This window comes from Psychrobacter sp. I-STPA6b, assembly GCF_020662265.1.
Classification (GTDB): domain Bacteria; phylum Pseudomonadota; class Gammaproteobacteria; order Pseudomonadales; family Moraxellaceae; genus Psychrobacter.
The window spans coordinates 70,800-89,278 of record NZ_VEWM01000122.1 but is presented as its reverse complement, the minus strand read 5'-3'; the positions used below and the strand labels follow the sequence as shown (position 1 = coordinate 89,278).

Annotated in this window: 13 protein-coding genes; 1 reads left to right on the top strand and 12 read right to left on the bottom strand. The window is 39.1% G+C overall.

The window, feature by feature from the left end; translation table 11 throughout:
* The first annotated feature begins 209 nt into the window (after window positions 1–209).
* Window positions 210–761 (top strand): hypothetical protein, encoded by a 552-nt coding sequence (locus FHK88_RS12710; protein ID WP_227431088.1) that lies wholly within the window; start codon window positions 210–212, stop codon window positions 759–761.
* 289 nt (window positions 762–1,050) lie between these two features.
* Here the strand turns inward: FHK88_RS12710 and lpxC are convergent, their stop codons facing one another.
* The 12 genes from lpxC to FHK88_RS12650 all read right to left on the bottom strand — a co-directional run bounded on the left by lpxC (window position 1,051) and on the right by FHK88_RS12650 (window position 18,279).
* On the bottom strand, window positions 1,051–1,947 hold the full coding sequence (gene lpxC, locus FHK88_RS12705; RefSeq protein ID WP_227431087.1) for a UDP-3-O-acyl-N-acetylglucosamine deacetylase: 897 nt from the start codon (window positions 1,945–1,947) through the stop codon (window positions 1,051–1,053).
* A gap of 648 nt (window positions 1,948–2,595) precedes the next feature.
* The gene (gene ftsZ / locus FHK88_RS12700) at window positions 2,596–3,798 is read right to left on the bottom strand and encodes a cell division protein FtsZ (RefSeq protein WP_227431086.1); all 1,203 of its coding nucleotides are present in this window, start codon (window positions 3,796–3,798) and stop codon (window positions 2,596–2,598) included.
* Between the two features lie 406 nt (window positions 3,799–4,204).
* On the bottom strand, window positions 4,205–5,485 hold the full coding sequence (ftsA, locus tag FHK88_RS12695; RefSeq protein ID WP_227431085.1) for a cell division protein FtsA: 1,281 nt from the start codon (window positions 5,483–5,485) through the stop codon (window positions 4,205–4,207).
* A gap of 949 nt (window positions 5,486–6,434) precedes the next feature.
* Window positions 6,435–7,394 carry a cell division protein FtsQ/DivIB gene (locus FHK88_RS12690; protein ID WP_227431084.1) on the bottom strand — a complete coding sequence of 320 codons (960 nt, stop codon included), beginning with the start codon at window positions 7,392–7,394 and terminating at the stop codon, window positions 6,435–6,437.
* A gap of 381 nt (window positions 7,395–7,775) precedes the next feature.
* On the bottom strand, window positions 7,776–8,747 hold the full coding sequence (locus FHK88_RS12685) for a D-alanine--D-alanine ligase (protein WP_227431083.1): 972 nt from the start codon (window positions 8,745–8,747) through the stop codon (window positions 7,776–7,778).
* A gap of 33 nt (window positions 8,748–8,780) precedes the next feature.
* On the bottom strand, window positions 8,781–10,214 hold the full coding sequence (murC, locus tag FHK88_RS12680) for a UDP-N-acetylmuramate--L-alanine ligase (RefSeq protein ID WP_227431082.1): 1,434 nt from the start codon (window positions 10,212–10,214) through the stop codon (window positions 8,781–8,783).
* Window positions 10,215–10,346: 132 nt separating this feature from the next.
* Window positions 10,347–11,444, bottom strand: a complete 1,098-nt coding sequence (gene murG, locus FHK88_RS12675; RefSeq protein ID WP_227431081.1) for an undecaprenyldiphospho-muramoylpentapeptide beta-N-acetylglucosaminyltransferase — start codon at window positions 11,442–11,444, stop codon at window positions 10,347–10,349.
* 187 nt (window positions 11,445–11,631) lie between these two features.
* Window positions 11,632–12,630 carry a glutathione synthase gene (gshB, locus tag FHK88_RS12670; protein ID WP_227431080.1) on the bottom strand — a complete coding sequence of 333 codons (999 nt, stop codon included), beginning with the start codon at window positions 12,628–12,630 and terminating at the stop codon, window positions 11,632–11,634.
* A gap of 68 nt (window positions 12,631–12,698) precedes the next feature.
* On the bottom strand, window positions 12,699–13,394 hold the full coding sequence (gene pyrE / locus FHK88_RS12665; protein WP_227431079.1) for an orotate phosphoribosyltransferase: 696 nt from the start codon (window positions 13,392–13,394) through the stop codon (window positions 12,699–12,701).
* Window positions 13,395–13,618: 224 nt separating this feature from the next.
* Entirely contained in the window at window positions 13,619–14,875 is a 1,257-nt protein-coding gene (locus tag FHK88_RS12660; RefSeq protein WP_227431078.1) for a hypothetical protein, read from the bottom strand.
* A 227-nt stretch (window positions 14,876–15,102) separates the two neighbouring features.
* Window positions 15,103–15,999 carry an NAD-dependent epimerase/dehydratase family protein gene (locus tag FHK88_RS12655; protein WP_227431077.1) on the bottom strand — a complete coding sequence of 299 codons (897 nt, stop codon included), beginning with the start codon at window positions 15,997–15,999 and terminating at the stop codon, window positions 15,103–15,105.
* Between the two features lie 102 nt (window positions 16,000–16,101).
* Window positions 16,102–18,279: a DUF4105 domain-containing protein gene (locus tag FHK88_RS12650; RefSeq protein WP_227431076.1), complete on the bottom strand. Its 2,178-nt coding sequence runs from the start codon at window positions 18,277–18,279 to the stop codon at window positions 16,102–16,104.
* Window positions 18,280–18,479 lie beyond the last annotated feature (200 nt).

Genomic DNA, 18,479 nt, shown 5'->3' with positions numbered 1-18,479 from the left:
ACAAAACGTTTTACTCACCAATCATAACGCTTTAACATCACTCATCAGCCCTAGCTAACAAGCATTCTATACAGTCATACGACAATTCACTTCATGACTACATCAAGTTTTGTGATACTAAATCATGTATGATACAAAGCTCAACAAACTATCAACTTAACCAAATACTGACTAAATATTGATAAAGCACATAAGCTAAATATATTGACATGACCAAACACAAAATGATTCATAAAAGAAAAACCCCAAACCAACTTGCACCTTTGACCGATAGACAAGCCTCAGCAGGAGCAAGATTACCTCAAACCTTACAAGATAAGATAGAAACGCTCTCTACCTATACAAATGAGTTTAAGGAAATTTTAGAGGATGGGTTACCACAAGAAATCCTAGCAACGCTATGGGTTGTAAACTACACAGATAATATACTCACATTATCTGTAGGCTCACATACAGCAGCCAATCACTTGCAATACCTTTCATCATCACTTATACCATTGATTCAGTCTCAATCGATTACATTTCAACAACTAAACTCAATCAATGTTATTGTCACTCACACAGTGACAACCAAGCACTTGACTGACACAAACAGCACTTTACTACATAGCGATTTTCCTCATTATAAAACTACGAAAAACCTTAGTAATAAAGCCCTCAGCGCCAATGCACGCAAGACTATAGCACACACAGCCAGCCATGTCACCTCGGATGAGAAACTCAAACAAGCTCTCATCAAGCTAGCAAATTCTGACACATAATTTTGTTACAATGTAATTTTATGTAAAAATTCAAGCTTATTTTGAGGGCTTCACCAAGTAACGTTATCAAGATAAGATGAGAACATTATCTTTAAAGCAGATATGGAAAGAATAAGGGAGAAATAGACTTATCTAATTTGGGGGGCTAGAACAGAATGTAACTGCTACATCCCCCAAAAACAGAAGTGAATATCATTTAAAAAACGAGTAAAAGCTTCTAAAAATATATCTTTCTTGAATGTTTCTTATAAATAGAAAAAAATACCAATTGAGCTAAAAATTCAGCTATTTAAGCCTGCCAAAAGGTGATGGGAGAATTATCTTTGTCATCAATTGTTACAATTTTGAAGTTATTCTCATCAGACAGTAGTTTGCGTATTAACTGATTATTGAGTGCATGACCTGATTTATAAGCATTAAACTGAGCCAGCAGACTGTAACCACATAAAGATAAATCGCCAACTGCATCTAATATCTTATGGCGGACAAACTCATCATTAAAACGCAACCCTTCAACATTCATAATCTTACTATCATCAATCACGATAGCATTATCCATACTACCACCCAACGCTAGATTATGCTTACGCAACTGTTCAATATCATCTAAAAAACCAAATGTACGGGCTGCACTGAGTTGCTCCACAAAGTTCTCACTAGAAAAATCTAAACGAGCTTGCTGATACCGTTTATCAAATGCAGGATGGTCAAAATCTATCTCAAAGTTTAGCTGATAACCATAAAACGGAAGCAACTCTGCCCATTTATCACCATCTGTCACTCGTATAGGTTTTTCTACCTGCAAAAACTTTTTATCAGCGCTTTGCTCTTCAATACCTGCCTGACGCAATAAATCAATAAAAGGTGCCGCACTACCATCCATAATAGGAATTTCTGCAGATGATACCCGAATCACTAAGTTATCAATTCCTAACCCCGCAACGGCACTTAATATATGCTCAACTGTTCCAATTCGGACACCATTTTCTACCAGATTAGATGACATCAATGTATCATGAACCAACAGTGCATCTGCTCTTATCTGTGGAGATTCTGGTAAATCTGAACGCTCAAAAACAATGCCAGAATTCACAGCACTAGGTTGCAACTCCAGTAATACCTCTTGACCACTATGCAGACCTATGCCAGAAGCACTAATAGAGGATGCTAAGGTTCTTTGCTTCATAAGATTTCTCTTTATATTTATCATCTAAATGCTTGAAAAGCGACCAAACTTGAAGATTTAAGTCTCTCAATAATAAAAATATATATCATCAAAAAATAATAAATGTTGATAGGACAACTAAGTGTAGTTAGTATGACTCGTAGAACACAGAGTACCACCATAGCCATTTAATAGATTTTTGACTATACATACTTTGTTACATAATGCAAAGCATAACATTGAACCCATACTAAAAAACAGTTAAGAAAATTAATATCTATCGTCAGATATTTTTGTATTCAATCTAGGTTCTACTAAACATTCACCCCATCAGGTTAATATTTACAAGGAGCATAACAATTTTTCACTTTATTTCAAAATTACTGAAACTTACTTTACTCCATGTTAATCAATTTGTTTATACACCACTTTGATAACTTATTAAGCTACCTGTGTTTCATACCATATCTAAGACAAATTTATCTCAATACGCTTAGACATTTACTGAATGCTCAATAAAAAAGACCAAGCTCTTACAAGCTTAGTCTTCTTTATTATTATTCGTACTTAATATTCTATGCAAAATAAACTAAATTATCAATCTAGTCCTCTACCAATACCAGTACTGAAGTACCCTTAGCACCAAGCTCTAGTAGAACAGATACGCATCTAGTGATTTTGCTGATTTTGCTGACGCTTTAAGTAGTCTTGAATACTAACTTTTGTCTGTGCCTCACTAGGCTGTGAACTAGGTCTGTTCAGTCCATCTTGAAACAGCTGTGAAGGTGACTTTTTCTGACTATTCAATGCACTGGTATGAGTATTTGGATCAACTGCTTGGTTACTATGTGCAGATAGGACTTTTTTCGTTGCTTCTTCTTTTGGTGCATCATCTAATGTCAGACCTGTTGCAATAACTGTAACATACAAGTCATCGCCCATATCTTCATCAACAACATAACCGTAGAAAATATTACCTTCATCAACGTCTGTAATACTTTCAACAATCTCACTAACTTGTCCAACTTCATCTAAAGATAATGTGTTTGACGAAATGACATTAATCAACAAACCTTTTGCATTTTCTAGACGCAAGTTATCTAATAATGGAGAGCGGATTGCTTTTTCTGTTGCTTGTCTTGCACGGTCATCACCACTGGCACGACCAATACCCATCATCGCATGACCTTTTGCCGTCATGGCTGTACGCACGTCATTAAAGTCAATATTAATAACCCCAGGACGTTCAATCGTCCCAGCGATACTCTGTACTGCTTGCAACAACACATCATCAGCTTTTCTAAACGCATCTTGCATTGAGATATTACCATAGACACTCATTAGCTTATCATTTGGGATAGTAATGATAGAGTCTACAAAATTAGTTAGCTGCTCAATGCCTGATTTGGCAGCTTTAATACGTTTGCCACCTTCAAATCTAAATGGAGTCGTCACAACTGCGACAGTTAAGATTTCCATCTCTTTTGCAATACGAGCAACAACTGGAGCTGCGCCTGTACCCGTACCACCACCCATACCTGCGGTGATAAATACCATGTCAGAGTTTTCAAGCAGTTTACGAATTGCCTCTTCTTCACTTTCTGCTGCTTCACGCCCTACTTCAGGATTAGCACCCGCACCCAGACCTCTATTGGTTTTTGCACCAAGCTGTAACTTATGTTCAGCAGTTAAGCGGTCAAGAGCCTGACGGTCTGTATTTGCACATACAAACGAAACACCCTGTTTGATGTCACCTTGGCGTATCATATGCTCTACCGCATTACCACCACCACCACCAACACCAAAGACGGTAAAACGTGCTTGTCCATTATTGACAATTTGACTGTCATCAGACATGGTAAACTTCGACATAATAAGTACTCTCCTGTCGTCATAGTATTATATGCACGCGCGATACAATAATACTTGACTAAATTAAAATAAATTACATTGTTCTTTTAAATGCTACTCTTAAAAATCTTTGGCAATAAAACCACACATGTTCATATAATCCGTGCCTATTATATCGCTTTTTGTTTGGTTTTCACTGCTGTCAATTTTTTCAGTGAGTAGGAGCTGTTTAAAATTCGCCCCATCAAGCTAATATCCACAAGGGACGTAGCTATTTTTCACTTTCATGCAAAATTGGCTAAATTTATCTTTATAGATAGAATGTTAGCAAATGGTTATACATCAGCTTATCTATAAAAAACTGCCCATATTATTACACAGACGAGCTGTGGTCGCCATGTTATCAACAGTGTCAATGAAAAACATATTATAAAAATCTCTTTAAGATATTATTAACACTATTTTTCATCTTAGCAAATTTACTATGTTTGAGTGCATCTGGTGAACTTTTCTCACTATATTGAAACAGCTCACTTTGACTATATAGCAATGCACCAAATGCTGTTTGATAATTACGACTTTGTATCTGCACGGTCAAATCTTTAAATTTTTTCTCATCATCAAAATGATTATAAGCAGTAATCGCAGGGTGTGTATTTGTAATATAGACAGAGAGACCTAATAAACGCTTGGCAAATGGCACTATACCTTTAATTTGACTACCACCACCAGATAACACAACACCACGGTCTAAGAAGCTAACTAATCCTGCCTGAGTAAGCTGAGCAAATACTTCATGGAAAATATGCTCATAACGTGCTTCAATGATTCTGGTCAATTGCAAGCTATTAATTGTGATTTCATCAGCGACTCCATGTCGTTGAATCATAATAAACTTACTGGCATCAACACTATGAATATCCACTGTACCATGACGTTTTTTTAATTTTTCTGCCTCTGCCATTGATAGCTCTAAGTCTGCAGAAATATCCATAGTCACATTATGACTGCCTAACGGTACACAATGCGTAAATACCAGTTTATTCTCACGATAAACACACACACTGGTTGTACTTGCACCAATATCAATTAGGCAAACACCCTGTATTTTTTCATTATCCATTAAGCTGTATTCTGCCGTAGAAACTGCATCAAACAGCATATGGTCAATACTCACATCACAAGCCTGAATCAAGCGCTGGATATTTTGGCGACTTGCCACGGGCATCATCATTAAATGATACATCACTGATATTTCTTTGGTATACATACCAATGGCATCATCAACCATCGCCTCTTGTGAGTCGACCATGATTCCCTGCTGGCAATGATGCATCAGATAATAGTTACTAGGCATATCTGCTTCTTTTGCAAGACTCAAACACTGCACAATATCTTTATGCTCTACTGTTTCATTTTCAATTTTAACTGTCCCAAAGCTATTTGTACTTAATAGCTCTGGTGTTGATAATGTCAGCCAGACTGAATGAACACGGCAATTTGCCATCTCTTCAGCATTATATATTGCCTGCTTGATACACTTCTTTAACCTATCCCAGTGTATGATTTGTCCGCAAAAAAAATCATCATTTTCTACATGACCCACACCCATAATACGGATATCATCTACAGACACTACTTGCCCGATAACTGCATAAATAGCAGTCGCACTAAGATGGACAACAACAAGATTTTCTGTATTTTTCATGATATAACACTAATGAAATAAAACGCTTAGGCGTAAATGGTAAAAACTATCTTAATTTATAGGGTCTGTTGAATATTCACCCCGTTAGACTAATATCTGCAAGGGATACATCTACTTTTTACTTTCATGTAAAAATTGGCTAACTTTACCTTATTCTGCGTTAATGAACTGGTTAATATCTAGATATTACCTGCGTTCATCGCCTTGACTAAGGAACTGCTTGTTAAAATCAGTATCTCAATTTTTCCTATGAAGATGAATGTTCAACAGATCCTAAAACCAAGAAGCATATGCAGAAAGTTGAAGGTATTATCTATAATATAGAACCTATGACTATTTCATCTTCGTAGAAAAAAGTGCTACTAACTATTTTTTAACGCTGTGCTTCAATCAAAACTATACTATACATACAGATCATTTTTTGTATACAGATAATATCTGCATATGATATTAACACACGACCTAGTTTGCATCAGTTAGCGTAGCCAATTTTATACGAGAGTAGAATATCACAATATCCTATATAAATATTAAATTAATACCGTAGATATTCAAAAGATCCTAATATAATAAGACTATAAAACTTCAAGTTTTATCATGTAATTTTATAGTCTTATTATAATATCTATTTTGCAATAACTTCTTGTACAAAGTACATAATACAGGTAACCGAAACAGAATGACGATAGATTTATTCTCACCGTTTGCTGTATCTGATTTTATGACGTTGCCTACACAAGCTCTCTTAATTATCTGGCAACAATTAAATATAGTGTACTTCATCATTTTTATAGCAAAATAAACTAAATTTATTGAAGACCAAATAAACAAAAAGTACGCTGTGATAATAGCGTACCATCATCAAGCAATATACACACTACTTGTAAACTACTTGATGGTATCAATGGCGCAAATCGTTGATTAGTTAACGGACTCTTGCCATCGACCATTAATCAGGAATATTCGTTATAGAAGTTGCATCTATGTCATCAGCCAAATTAGCATCATCTACATATGTGTCCTGCTCATCTAAAATGTCTTCACGTATACCAAAACCTGATGACGATGCAGGCATATCTGACTTCCATGAAATCGCAAAGCCATTTTTATATCGCAAATCTAAAGTCTGAATCTCATCCTGCTTTTCTGCAAGCTGATTGAGTAAAATCTGACTGGCATTAAACAACTTCTGATAAGTATTTTCATTATCGACAATAACTCTTAAACCGTTATTAAATCGAATTAACCATGTCATACGAGGTGATAAAATTACATCTTGTACTTCTAATCCAGCCGGTGCAAACCATGTGTTCACCTGTTGCATCATTTGCATAATTAAAGGAGACTGCTCACTATCTCCTTGCAGGTTCACAAACTCTGGCTGTTTAAGCATCTGACTATCTGCTGGTACATACACTTGCCCACTGGCATCAATTAAACGTTCCGTACCAAACTTTGCGATTGGCTGACGAGGTAAAGCAGAAACGACAATACCTTTATGCCAATCTCTTTGGATACTTACTTCATTTACCCATGGCAACTGCATTACTGCATCACGCAATTCAGGCAGTTGTGTAGTAAAAAAATTACCAACCTCTTGCCCCTGCATGGCTGTATTTAGGCTTTGATACTGCGCTGGAGTTAAGTTGCTATGGTCAACAACCAATTGTGTAGGTGGCACTTCATACAGGCTCTTTACTACCATAATAATAGCTACTACTATGATACACAGCATCATTAATGCTATCATTAAATTTGCTTTGGTCTGTAGGATAGAAGGTAGAAAAGTTAACAAAAACTTTTTTTGAGTTTTATTATCACCTTCCATAGTATTTTCTTTACCATCTGTCTCTGATATATTTTCACCGTCTGAACTTAACTCCGACACACGTTCTACGGTTTGAGACATGACTTTTCCTCAAATATAAAGAAGAATGACAATAAAACAATTCTATCAATAAAATATCGACATTTCGATAAATAAAACATTGGGTAGCAATAAATTCTATCCACCATAAGTAAAATATTCATATGGTTATTATAGATTCATTAACTAAAAATACTTGCAAAATACATTAGCAGAAGCATAACAACTGTCAACTGATAATGTTAACGTATTTCAAAATAAAACCCTAGAGTTTTCTTGAGTTTTCAAGACTTATTTACGCAAATTTACAATATTTTTAGCTTGTGGTGATAATTAAGGGATAGAAACCATAGGCAATCTAGCTAATCTACTTCTTTTCCATCCAAAAGATGCCATTCAATCAGCCATGTCCATACCCATCATTTAAGCCAGTGTTTGTGCCAAAATATGCACACACAATGCCTGAAAATCCATACCACGTGCTTTTGCTGCCATCGGTACAAGGCTGTGGCTGGTCATACCCGGAACGGTATTAATTTCTAATAACCAGAAATTTCCCTGTTCATCTTGCATGGCATCTATACGTCCCCAACCTTTGGCATCAACGGCTTTAAAGGCAGCCAGACTCAATGCTTGCAGATGGGATTCGTCTTCTTCAGATAATCCACAGGGGATATAATATCCTGTATCATTGCGATTATATTTGGCTTCAAAATCATAAAAGTTGGTGATATCTGCTGGCTCTAGTCGAATCACTGGGTAGGCTTCATCATCAATGATGACAATGGTAAATTCTCGCCCAGTAATCCACTTTTCTGCCATCACCACATCACTACAAGCGGCAGCTGTTGCAAAAGCGCTGGGCAGCTCATCTAGATGGTTTACCTTGGTCATACCAATGCTTGAGCCTTCATGCACAGGTTTTACCATAATTGGCAATCCTAAGGTATTTACAACCTGTTGCCAGTCTGTATCTGCTGTCAACACAGTAAATGGTGCTGTCGAAAGCCCACACCCATGCCACAGTTGTTTGGTTCTTACCTTATCCATGCCAATGGCTGATGCCAATACACCAGAGCCAGTTTGTGGAATACCTAGCCACTGTAACACACCTTGCAACTGTCCATCTTCTCCACCACGTCCATGTAAAACATTAAACACACGGTCGTATTGAGTCAGCGACATGATATCTTGGTCTTTAGGGTCAAAGTGCACAGCATCAATGCCATAGTCTTGCAATGCTTTTAAAACAGCACTACCACTATCTAGCGACACCAAGCGTTCATTGCTTGTACCACCATAAACCACAGCAACTTTACCGAATACACTGGGGTCATGACTGACAATAGCGGTGGCAGAGTCAGAGTTTTGAGTAGATACAGACGTTTGATTCATAATAATAATTCTCTAAAACATACTAGGTTTAATCTAGATTAAATATAATTGATTCTCTGCCAGCTCTTGTGAAACTTGCCCAACGTTACCCGCACCTTGGGTAATCAATAAATCACCTGCTTTGATGATTCTTTGCATCACAGGTGCTAGATTATCTTTATCCACCAGCATCGGCTCAACTTCACCACGCAGTCGAATACTACGAGCTAATGCCTTGGTATCTGCACCAACAATCGGTGATTCTCCAGCACTATAAACATCCATTAACAATAGTTCATCGACTTTAGAGAGGACAGACACAAAGTCATCAAAGCAGTCACGAGTGCGGCTATAACGATGTGGTTGAAACAGCATCACTAAGCGACGCTCAGGATAGCTTTGTCTAGCCGCCTCTATCGTTGCTTCCACTTCTTTTGGATGATGTCCATAGTCATCAATTAATAACACATCACCGTCATCTTTTGCCACACAGGCTTGCTGCTCAAAGCGTCTACCCACACCAGCAAATTTTTCTAATGCACGCTGAATAGCGGCATCATCAACGCCCTCATCTGTCGCCATGGTGATGGCAGCTAGGGCATTTAAAACGTTATGTTGCCCTGGAATATTCAGCGTCAGCCTAAGTGGCTCATGGTCACGGCGCAATACGGTGAAATGAGTTTTTGTGCCTTCCACTTCCACATCCACTGCTTGCACATTGTTATGTGGTAAAAAGCCAAATGTCTGCACAGGTCGAGCGATGTCATCAATCATGGCATATAGCTCTTTATCATCACCACAAACCACTGCTAAACCATAAAATGGCATATTCTGTAAAAATTGTATATAAGCTGCTTTTAGTTTATCAAAGCTATTTTCATATGTTTCCATATGGTCTTGGTCAATGTTAGTGACAATTGCAGCCATGGGGCGCAGTGATAAAAATGAAGCATCTGACTCATCTGCCTCAGCGATTAAAAATCGGCTTTGTCCCAATGACGCATTTTTTCCAGATGCGTTCAGCTTACCGCCAATGACATAAGTAGGGTCAAAACCCGCTTCTGTCATCATCATAGTTAATAAGCTGGTCGTTGTGGTTTTCCCATGCGCACCAGCGACAGCAATACCATGACGATAACGCATCAGCTCACCTAGCATATCGGCACGACGTACCACTGGCAGGCGAGCCTTCAGTGCAGATTGCACTTCAGGGTTACTACGGTCAATGGCTGAAGACACCACAACCACATCAGCATTGGCAATATTTTTAGAGTCATGTCCAATATATACTTTAATACCGATACTCTCTAGGCGCTGGGTTACAGGGCTGGTCTTGATATCAGAACCACTCACAGCATAGCCCTGATTCTTCATCACCTCGGCAATGCCACACATACCTGCACCACCAATACCCACAAAGTGAATACAGTTAATACGACGCATTTCAGGAATTTCTATTAGACGTTTGGATAAGGCAGGCTTTGGCATCACGCTCTCTCAAATAAACTATTAAACTTAAATTAGATATTGGGTTAAAACTTGAATTCACAAATACAATTTAGTAAAAACAATGCAGCTCCAGTTTTTAACAAGATATTTTTGGCAAAATACTTATCAACATTAACCCATCACCACAGAATATATCTCGTCAGCAACTTCCATCGTCGCTCCTGGATTTGCCAAGGCTTTGCCTCGTTTTGCCATCTCCAAGCATTTTTCTCGATTCAAATCCAACAAGATTTCTTGTAGATAGTTAGCAGTAAACTTGCTTTGTGGCACAAGATAAGCCGCATCTTCCACTGCTAAATAACGAGCATTCGCTGTTTGATGGTCATCAACAGCATGTGGTAATGGAACAAAAATCGCTGCCAAACCCACATTTTGAATTTCTGTTACTGTCAATGCACCCGCTCGACATACAATAATATCTGCCCAAGCATACGCATCTGCCATATCTTCAATAAAGGGCAAAACCTCAATATCATGATGACTATCCATTATGGGTGCATAACTGGTCGTGGTTGCTTCGACATTTTTGCGACCACACTGGTGGCGTACTACAAATGGCTTATCAATCAGTGCCAAGGCGGCTGGAATGGTTTCATTTAACACCTGAGCACCCAATGAGCCACCTACTACTAACAATTTTAGAGGGGAGTCATCTTTTAGATTATAACGCACCTCTGGTGGTTCAATTGCACAAATGGCTTTACGGACAGGGTTTCCCACTGTTTTTAGCTTTGGATTCTGTCCAGAAGTCGCATCACCAAATGTATTTTCAAATGCTTGTAGCACCTTACTGGCTATTTTGGCAAGATAGCGATTGCTCATGCCAGCAATTGCATTTTGCTCATGAATAATAAGTGGGACACCCGCCGTTTTTGCTGCCAATCCACCCGGTGCCGTCACATAACCACCAAAGCCTACCACCACATCTATCTGATTGGCTTTAATGACTTTAATGGCAGCCATGGTTGCTGAAGATAGGGTAAAAGGCATTTTTAATACGCGCCCAATACCTTTTCCTCGCAGACCTTGCATTTCGATAGCATGAAACGCATAACCATGTGGTCGCACCAAATCATTTTCCATACCATTTGGTGTACCTAGCCAGTGTACTGTTGCTCCTCGGCGAGTGAGTTCATCAGCAACCGCCAGCGCAGGGAACACATGTCCTCCTGTTCCTGCTGCCATCATCAATATTTGCGGGTTTTTCATAATTTGCCTATTTTTATAAAATAAAAAACAACAGAATGATAGCAAATTATCATTCTTGCTATTGCTATATAATGCGGGTCATTTGTATCAAAATCTTATTGATTCTATCTGAATAGAGAATAGCCAACTTTAACGACTAAACAACACGATAATATTTTCTTTAGATTTTGGGCTCTATCACCTCTAATCATGCATTTTTGCCATATTTTGTCGCATACTGTTGCTCAACTACAGCAATAAAGTCTTGGGCAATATCTGTCCCACACTGGTTGTCAATCTCTCGAACACAAGTTGGACTGGTTACGTTAATCTCTGTAATACGATTACCAATCACATCCAGCCCAACAAATAATAACCCTTTTTCTAGTAATATTGGCGCAACGGCTTGGGCAATTGCCAATTCTTGCTCCGTTAATGGCATAGCAACACCACGCCCACCTGCTGCTAGATTTCCTCGAGTTTCACCCTGACTTGGGATACGAGCCAAACAGTAAGAAACTGGCTGACCACCCACAATCAAGATACGCTTATCGCCCTCTTTGATTTCAGGTAAATAGCGCTGAGCCATAATAGGTAATGTTTCCAGCTCCGTCAGCATCTCTAGTGTTGCACCAATATTTGGACTGTCTTTGGTTAAACGGAAAATACCTGTCCCACCCATACCATCTAGAGGCTTGACTATCACATCGCCTTGCTCAGCAATAAACTGGCGAATATGCACCTGTTTACTTGTGACAATCGTTGGACTCATATACTGACTAAACCAAGTCGCAAATAGCTTTTCATTACAGTCACGAATCGCTTGTGGGTCATTGACAACCAACACCCCTACAGCTTTGGCATGGTCTAATAGATAAGTGCTATAAATAAAGCGCATATCAAATGGTGGATCTTTACGCATTAAAATCACATCGTAGTCAGTAATTGCTTGTGTTACCACTTCATCAAGCTGATAAAACTCATCAGGGTTGCGACTGACTGTGACTGCTTGTGCATCCACCATCAACTGACCTTGATTTAACCATAAATCATGAATTTGACAGTAGCCTAATCGATGCCCTCTATCCTGAGCAGCCCACATCATCGCCAATGTGGTGTCTTTTTTATAATTTACTTTTTCAATGGGGTCCATAATGACCAAAATATTTAACGCTCTTTTGGTGTTAACATTGGCTGATTGCGACATACTCTTTCCTAAAAATAGATAACATAGATAATGCAGTATAGATTAAACAAATGAGTTTAACTGCCCCTTTAAACCCCATATTGCTCACGATATTGACGCATTTTTTGTAGGTTTTCTACTTCACCTTTTTCCTGTAAATACACAATGATATCATCAATATCTACCAATGCTTGCACAGGAATATTTAATGTACTTGCCAGTTCTTGAATGGCAGATAGCTCATTTTGACCACGCTCTTTGCGGTCTAAGGCAACCAGAATACCAGCAATACGAGCGCCTGCTTCCGATAAAATACCAACGACTTCACGCATCGCTGTACCTGCGGTAATCACATCATCAATGACCCACACAGATTTACCTTGTAGGTCCGTACCGACTAAACTGCCACCCTCGCCGTGGTCTTTAACCTCTTTACGATTATATCCCCATTGTGCATTAATACCGTGCTGTTGCCATAGTGCCTGTGCTGTCGCCGCAACAAATGGAATGCCTTTATACGCAGCTCCAAAAATCACCAATGGCTCTTCTGACTCTGATTTTGACTCTGGTGCAGATGCCTGTACTTGTTTTGCTAGTGCATCAGCATATCCTGTTGCTAATAGTGACAACATCTCCCCCGTTGCTAGTAGACCTGCATTAAAAAAATAAGGACTAACTCGCCCAGACTTCAAAACATACTCACCAAATCGTAAAACTTGGTTGTCTAATGCCAGCTCAATAAACGCAGTGGCTGAAAAAGTTGCTGGGGTTGATGTTGCTGTCATGGTACGTATCCTTTAAGTATGATTGAGTATTGTTAAGAGTGGTCAAATAGGATGATGGTATTTATGGTTTCAGATGTCATTTATTTAATGAGACATGCTATTTTAGCGAATTTTAGAAGGGGATTATAGAGTCTGCTAAACATTCCTCTATTATGAGAACAGTTGAAGGACACACTTTAAGAAGACACACTTTAAATAAACAATATCTGAATCAAGACAATGAACTATGACCAACCATTAATATAGTATTCGGTCAAATTTGGATAGCGGGTAAACAAACTGGAACGAGAAGAAACTGCAAAATAAACTTCATTATCACTACTTATCTGTATCTGCCAACCTAAAAAAACACCCGCCATAATGACATGCCCTTCATATATACGAATATGGCGATACTGACTGGTATCATGTTTACTTAAACGGCACTGGCTCAGTAAATAGCTACGCAAATATTGGCAAATTTGCTGAGCAGACAATCTGCGGTTAATTGTTTTTCGAGTATCACATTGACTAAGGGCATGCACCGCCAATCGGCACGGTAGAATATCAGTCGCCAAACTATCTATACCATTATCAAAACGCTCGGGATAAAGAATAACTTCCCAATCTGGCGCAAAAATATCATTTAGCATCTCTGGCATCATCATTGCCAGCTCTCTTGGCTCAAGCTGTCCTTTGCTTTGCTGGTGATATTCAGCCAAACGACGAGCAAATTTTGCAGAGCTGGGGCAAGGACAAGTTTTAGCCATACCATAGCGTGTCAACATTGGGTATTGTTGCAAAATAGCACTGACATCCGCCATATCCACAGATAATGCCAATGCTGATAAAGGATATAATGGCTGTAATAAAGGGTCTGCCTGTGAAGCATCAGGATTGTGATAAAAACTGGCTGGCACTTTCATCAGCCCACCTGCTTGTAATAACTCCAAATAAGAAGCCAGTGCAGGTGAGTCTATCAATTGCCATTGAGATAGGCATTGTGTTGTCTGTGTTGTCAATGTTGATAGGTTTTGCTTTGATGAAGTGTCCTGTTTAACATTCTGCATTTTATGATATGGCTGTCTATCAACCTCAAGCGTGCCTTTGTTTTGGGATATTTGCTCACAAATCTGACTGAATACTTTTTGACGGTGATAAGCAGTCACTGGTGGCGGTGTATCCAATAATGAACGTGCTGGGTCAATCGGAGTTTGTTTTGGGTCAAAGTTTGGATGAATGATGCTAGATGGCTTTGACTTAGAATGCGTTGTTTTAGAATGGGTAGTGTGATTATCTTTCAACTGCGCTTGGCAATTTTGTGAATGTGCTAAAGCAGAAGTCGTTAAATTAGTAACACTCTGCATGTTGTGCGCTTTATTTTGCCTATTGCGATACTTATCAGTGCTATTTTTTCCACCAACACTCAATGACTGTGACGCTGGTGATGGCACAGATTGGTTGCTCGTGGCTTTATCATCATTTGAGTTATTCGCTGGCACGGGTAGCTACCTTTATTTTTTGAAGATACACCAATAATAAGAGTCAGAGGTTGAGTCACCCTTGTTGGAAATCTAACACAACCTAGCTTGGTGGCATACCTTAAAGCGCTTATTTTTTATTTGCTTGACGTTCTAGTGTAACAAAACTCAGCATTTTATCAACAAGCGCTATGCCATCATTTCCGTGCCTAACTGTTATCAATGTAAATATTTATCACTGACCATATTTAGGATGTCTGTTTTATATCCAGACTTTGCAGTATATGACGATAGCCAACATGCCAGTCAGGATATTGTAACCATGGCAAAGGGATATTGCTATGTAAGCGCTTGCCTGACATTACAGGGTGGGCATGCGACTCATTCTCTTGCGCTTCTGGCTCAGGGGGCTGGGTTGCTAACTGCTGACATAACCAACAGCTCAACTCATAGGATGTCACTGGTACATAGTCTGTTGCAATATAAACTGGTTTAAGTTGACACACCTTGGTGTCATCACTAGCAAGTAACAATACTTCCGTAATAATTTGCACCAAATCTGTATCCAAAATACGATTTGTCCATTCCCACTGAGGCATGATTGGTTTATCTTTCTGTTGCGCTTTACGAACTCGCATCAGACGCTCTTTACCATAAATACCACTAGGACGTATGATTACTGCCCGCTCTTTAAAATGCTTTTGCAACACCTGCTCTGCTTGCAATATATATTGTGAGCCACCTCGGCTTGGTATCTGTGGTGATACCGTTTCATCTATCCATTCACCATTATCCTGCCCATAAACACCTGTGGAAGAAATAAAAATCAGATATTGTAAGTTTGGCAACTCATCAGCCAGTCCAGCAATATGCTCAGCAATGCCTAAATAGGTATTTTTATAAGCAGTCTCATTATACTCATCAGGCGTTACCACAATGGCAATATGGCTAAAACTAGCAATTTGACTGGCACATAACTGCTTGGCATCTGCCTGTATAAACGATGCTCTATGATGGCGCTGATAATCTTGTGACTCACCTCTTGCCATGCCCGTCACTTGCTTTCCAAGTGATGCCAGTTTATTAGTCACAGCCAAACCAATATCACCCTGACCAATCACCAAAAAATGTGCTAAATCAGACATACCTCATTCCTTTTATCAATAAATTTCTGCATAAATTCATAAAGACTCAACCATAATGGAAAATAGATAAATGCTTAGTAACTGTGCAACCCCTACAAGCCATTAAAAAAAGTAGTGTAAATATGCCAATTGTATATCACTATTATCTTTTAAATCATTAGGTTGCCAAGTATGATTGGCTTGAAGACGTATGGCAGAGTTTTTACTGAGGTCATGTTGCACACCAAGACTTGCTGTTGGTTGCCAATAGCCACTACTGCCAGATTTCGCATGATGCCCATGATACCAATAGGGTGCAGAAAGCTCAGCCAGCGCACGTGTTTTCTCTCCCCAGTGCTGTTGACAACCCACTAAAGCACCTGTGCCAATACGAAAACCATTTGCCAGACCCTTACCAACCTGTGCTCCAGCCGTAGTCATGGCATAGCAAATATTGGCTGGACGCTCTCCAGAAATACGCTGTATCTGACCTTGCTGATAGTCAACCTTTGGCTGACCATAGGCAAAAGAATAACCATACTCCACGCCAACACTACCTACTAAATGCTGGTTATAATCTACTTCTCCAACACCTTCACTGACTTGGCGAGCCTGCATATGTAGCCCCCATGTCTTGCCATTTTTGACCACATTTACAGGATTGAGCAAGCGTCCACGCACCAAGGTCAGCTCTTGTAACTGTAGCTTCTGCCCTTGCTGTTTAGATGGCTGATGCTGGCTATCATCTAAGCCCATCCGTACCCGAGCGCCTAATACTTCATAGTCAAAATATTGAGGATATCCTTGTGACCTATCTAAAGCATCATGATAGCCAGCACGCAAGCCCACATCCATATAACGATGACTATTTTGCACCCCTAAGCCCACATCAACTCGTTTTAGCTCATGTGCCTCTAATGGATTATTGTCAGCAGGAATTAACATGGCAGAAGTGATTACAGACGTGACCGTTTCTGGCTTTATTTGCTGTTTATCTGACTGCTTGGCATTATCCGTATTTGAGCTATGATTGTTTGGAGGTAAATTGTTTGGAGGCAAGCTATTGTGATTGCTCATTGGCTGGTGGTCGTGATTTAAATTTTGTTGTGCTTGAGCGATTGTCATATTGGCAGGACGGTAATGTGTTGCCACAATTAAATTCTGCTCATCCAAACGTCGAACAATATCAGCAGGAATGGTTGCTAAGCTAAAGCCTTGCGTTAAATCTGTTTCTGGACGTACAATGTTTATCAAATGTAATAATTCATAAGCACAATTATTTGATAAAAAATAGTAAGGTAAAGATAAATCCTTAATTTCCCAAACATGACGCATCACTTGTCTGCTCTCTTCTGGGGTTAGATTTAAGACATACTCCCAAGTATCACGCCCTTCTTTTTGATGATATTGCACCATTTTATCTTTATATGGCTCAACACTAAAAACGCCTGCATACCCACCATAAAAAGACTTCATCGCATATTTAACAAAGGGGTCATTCGGGTCACCTCCAACGGTATAATTGACCGCATGTGCACCTTCATCCGTGCTATGGTCTTGCGCACTTTGAGCATTATCAACACGCATCACTGTATGCCCAAAGCTAGAAACCGGATTATCCAGATACTCTTCTGCAAATACTACAGATAATTGATAAGGCTGTATCTGAGATAACCACGCTTTAAACTCTTGGCAATCGGCTTGAGGTAACTCATCAGAGCTAATCTGTAGCTGTGTGCGTAGCCATTGAGTTCTGGCAGGAAAGCGACATTGGACAGAGTCATTACCACGCTGAATATCTTGCACAGAAAACATATGGGTTAACATTGCCTCTAATTCTTCCTGAGGTGCTAACATGCCTTGTGAGCTTACAAAAAAAGAGGGCGTTAATTCTGCCAATTGGGCTTGTTGCTGTTGTACCTTTTTTTGATTTGTCGAGGTAGATAAATACAATAATCGTCGCCATGTTGGCTCTGCACCAAGCTGTCGCTGTTGTGCTTGTATCAGCTTTTCATTCAGTCTTTCATTCAACCTTTGAGTAAGCGCTTCATAAGAGCTTGCATCAGATAATGGTTCATTAGACATGACATCAGAAAGGGCTGTATCGACTTTATCAAATAATAAAGCCTCATTTTCTACTGATGATGGACTATCTGGCTGAGCATGGCTAAGCGTTACAATAAAGACACCCACACCAGCCAGCAATCCTAAACGAAACCATTGCGTTATACTGCTCTTTCTTTGATGATATATTCTTTGCTGATTTTGTTTTTGCTTAGGTTTTATTTCTTTATATTTCATAATCACTCAGGCAAGATTGATGGTTATTTATTAACAGCTTGTATTGATAGCTTATATAAAGTTTGTTGCATCTTTCTTTAACAGACCATTTTTCTAAATCTAATTTTAAAACTGATATTCACAACATACAATGCAATCAGGTTAAAATAGATTGATGATAAACTTGCAATTCCTACTTGCAACTTAGGCAACTTTCACCT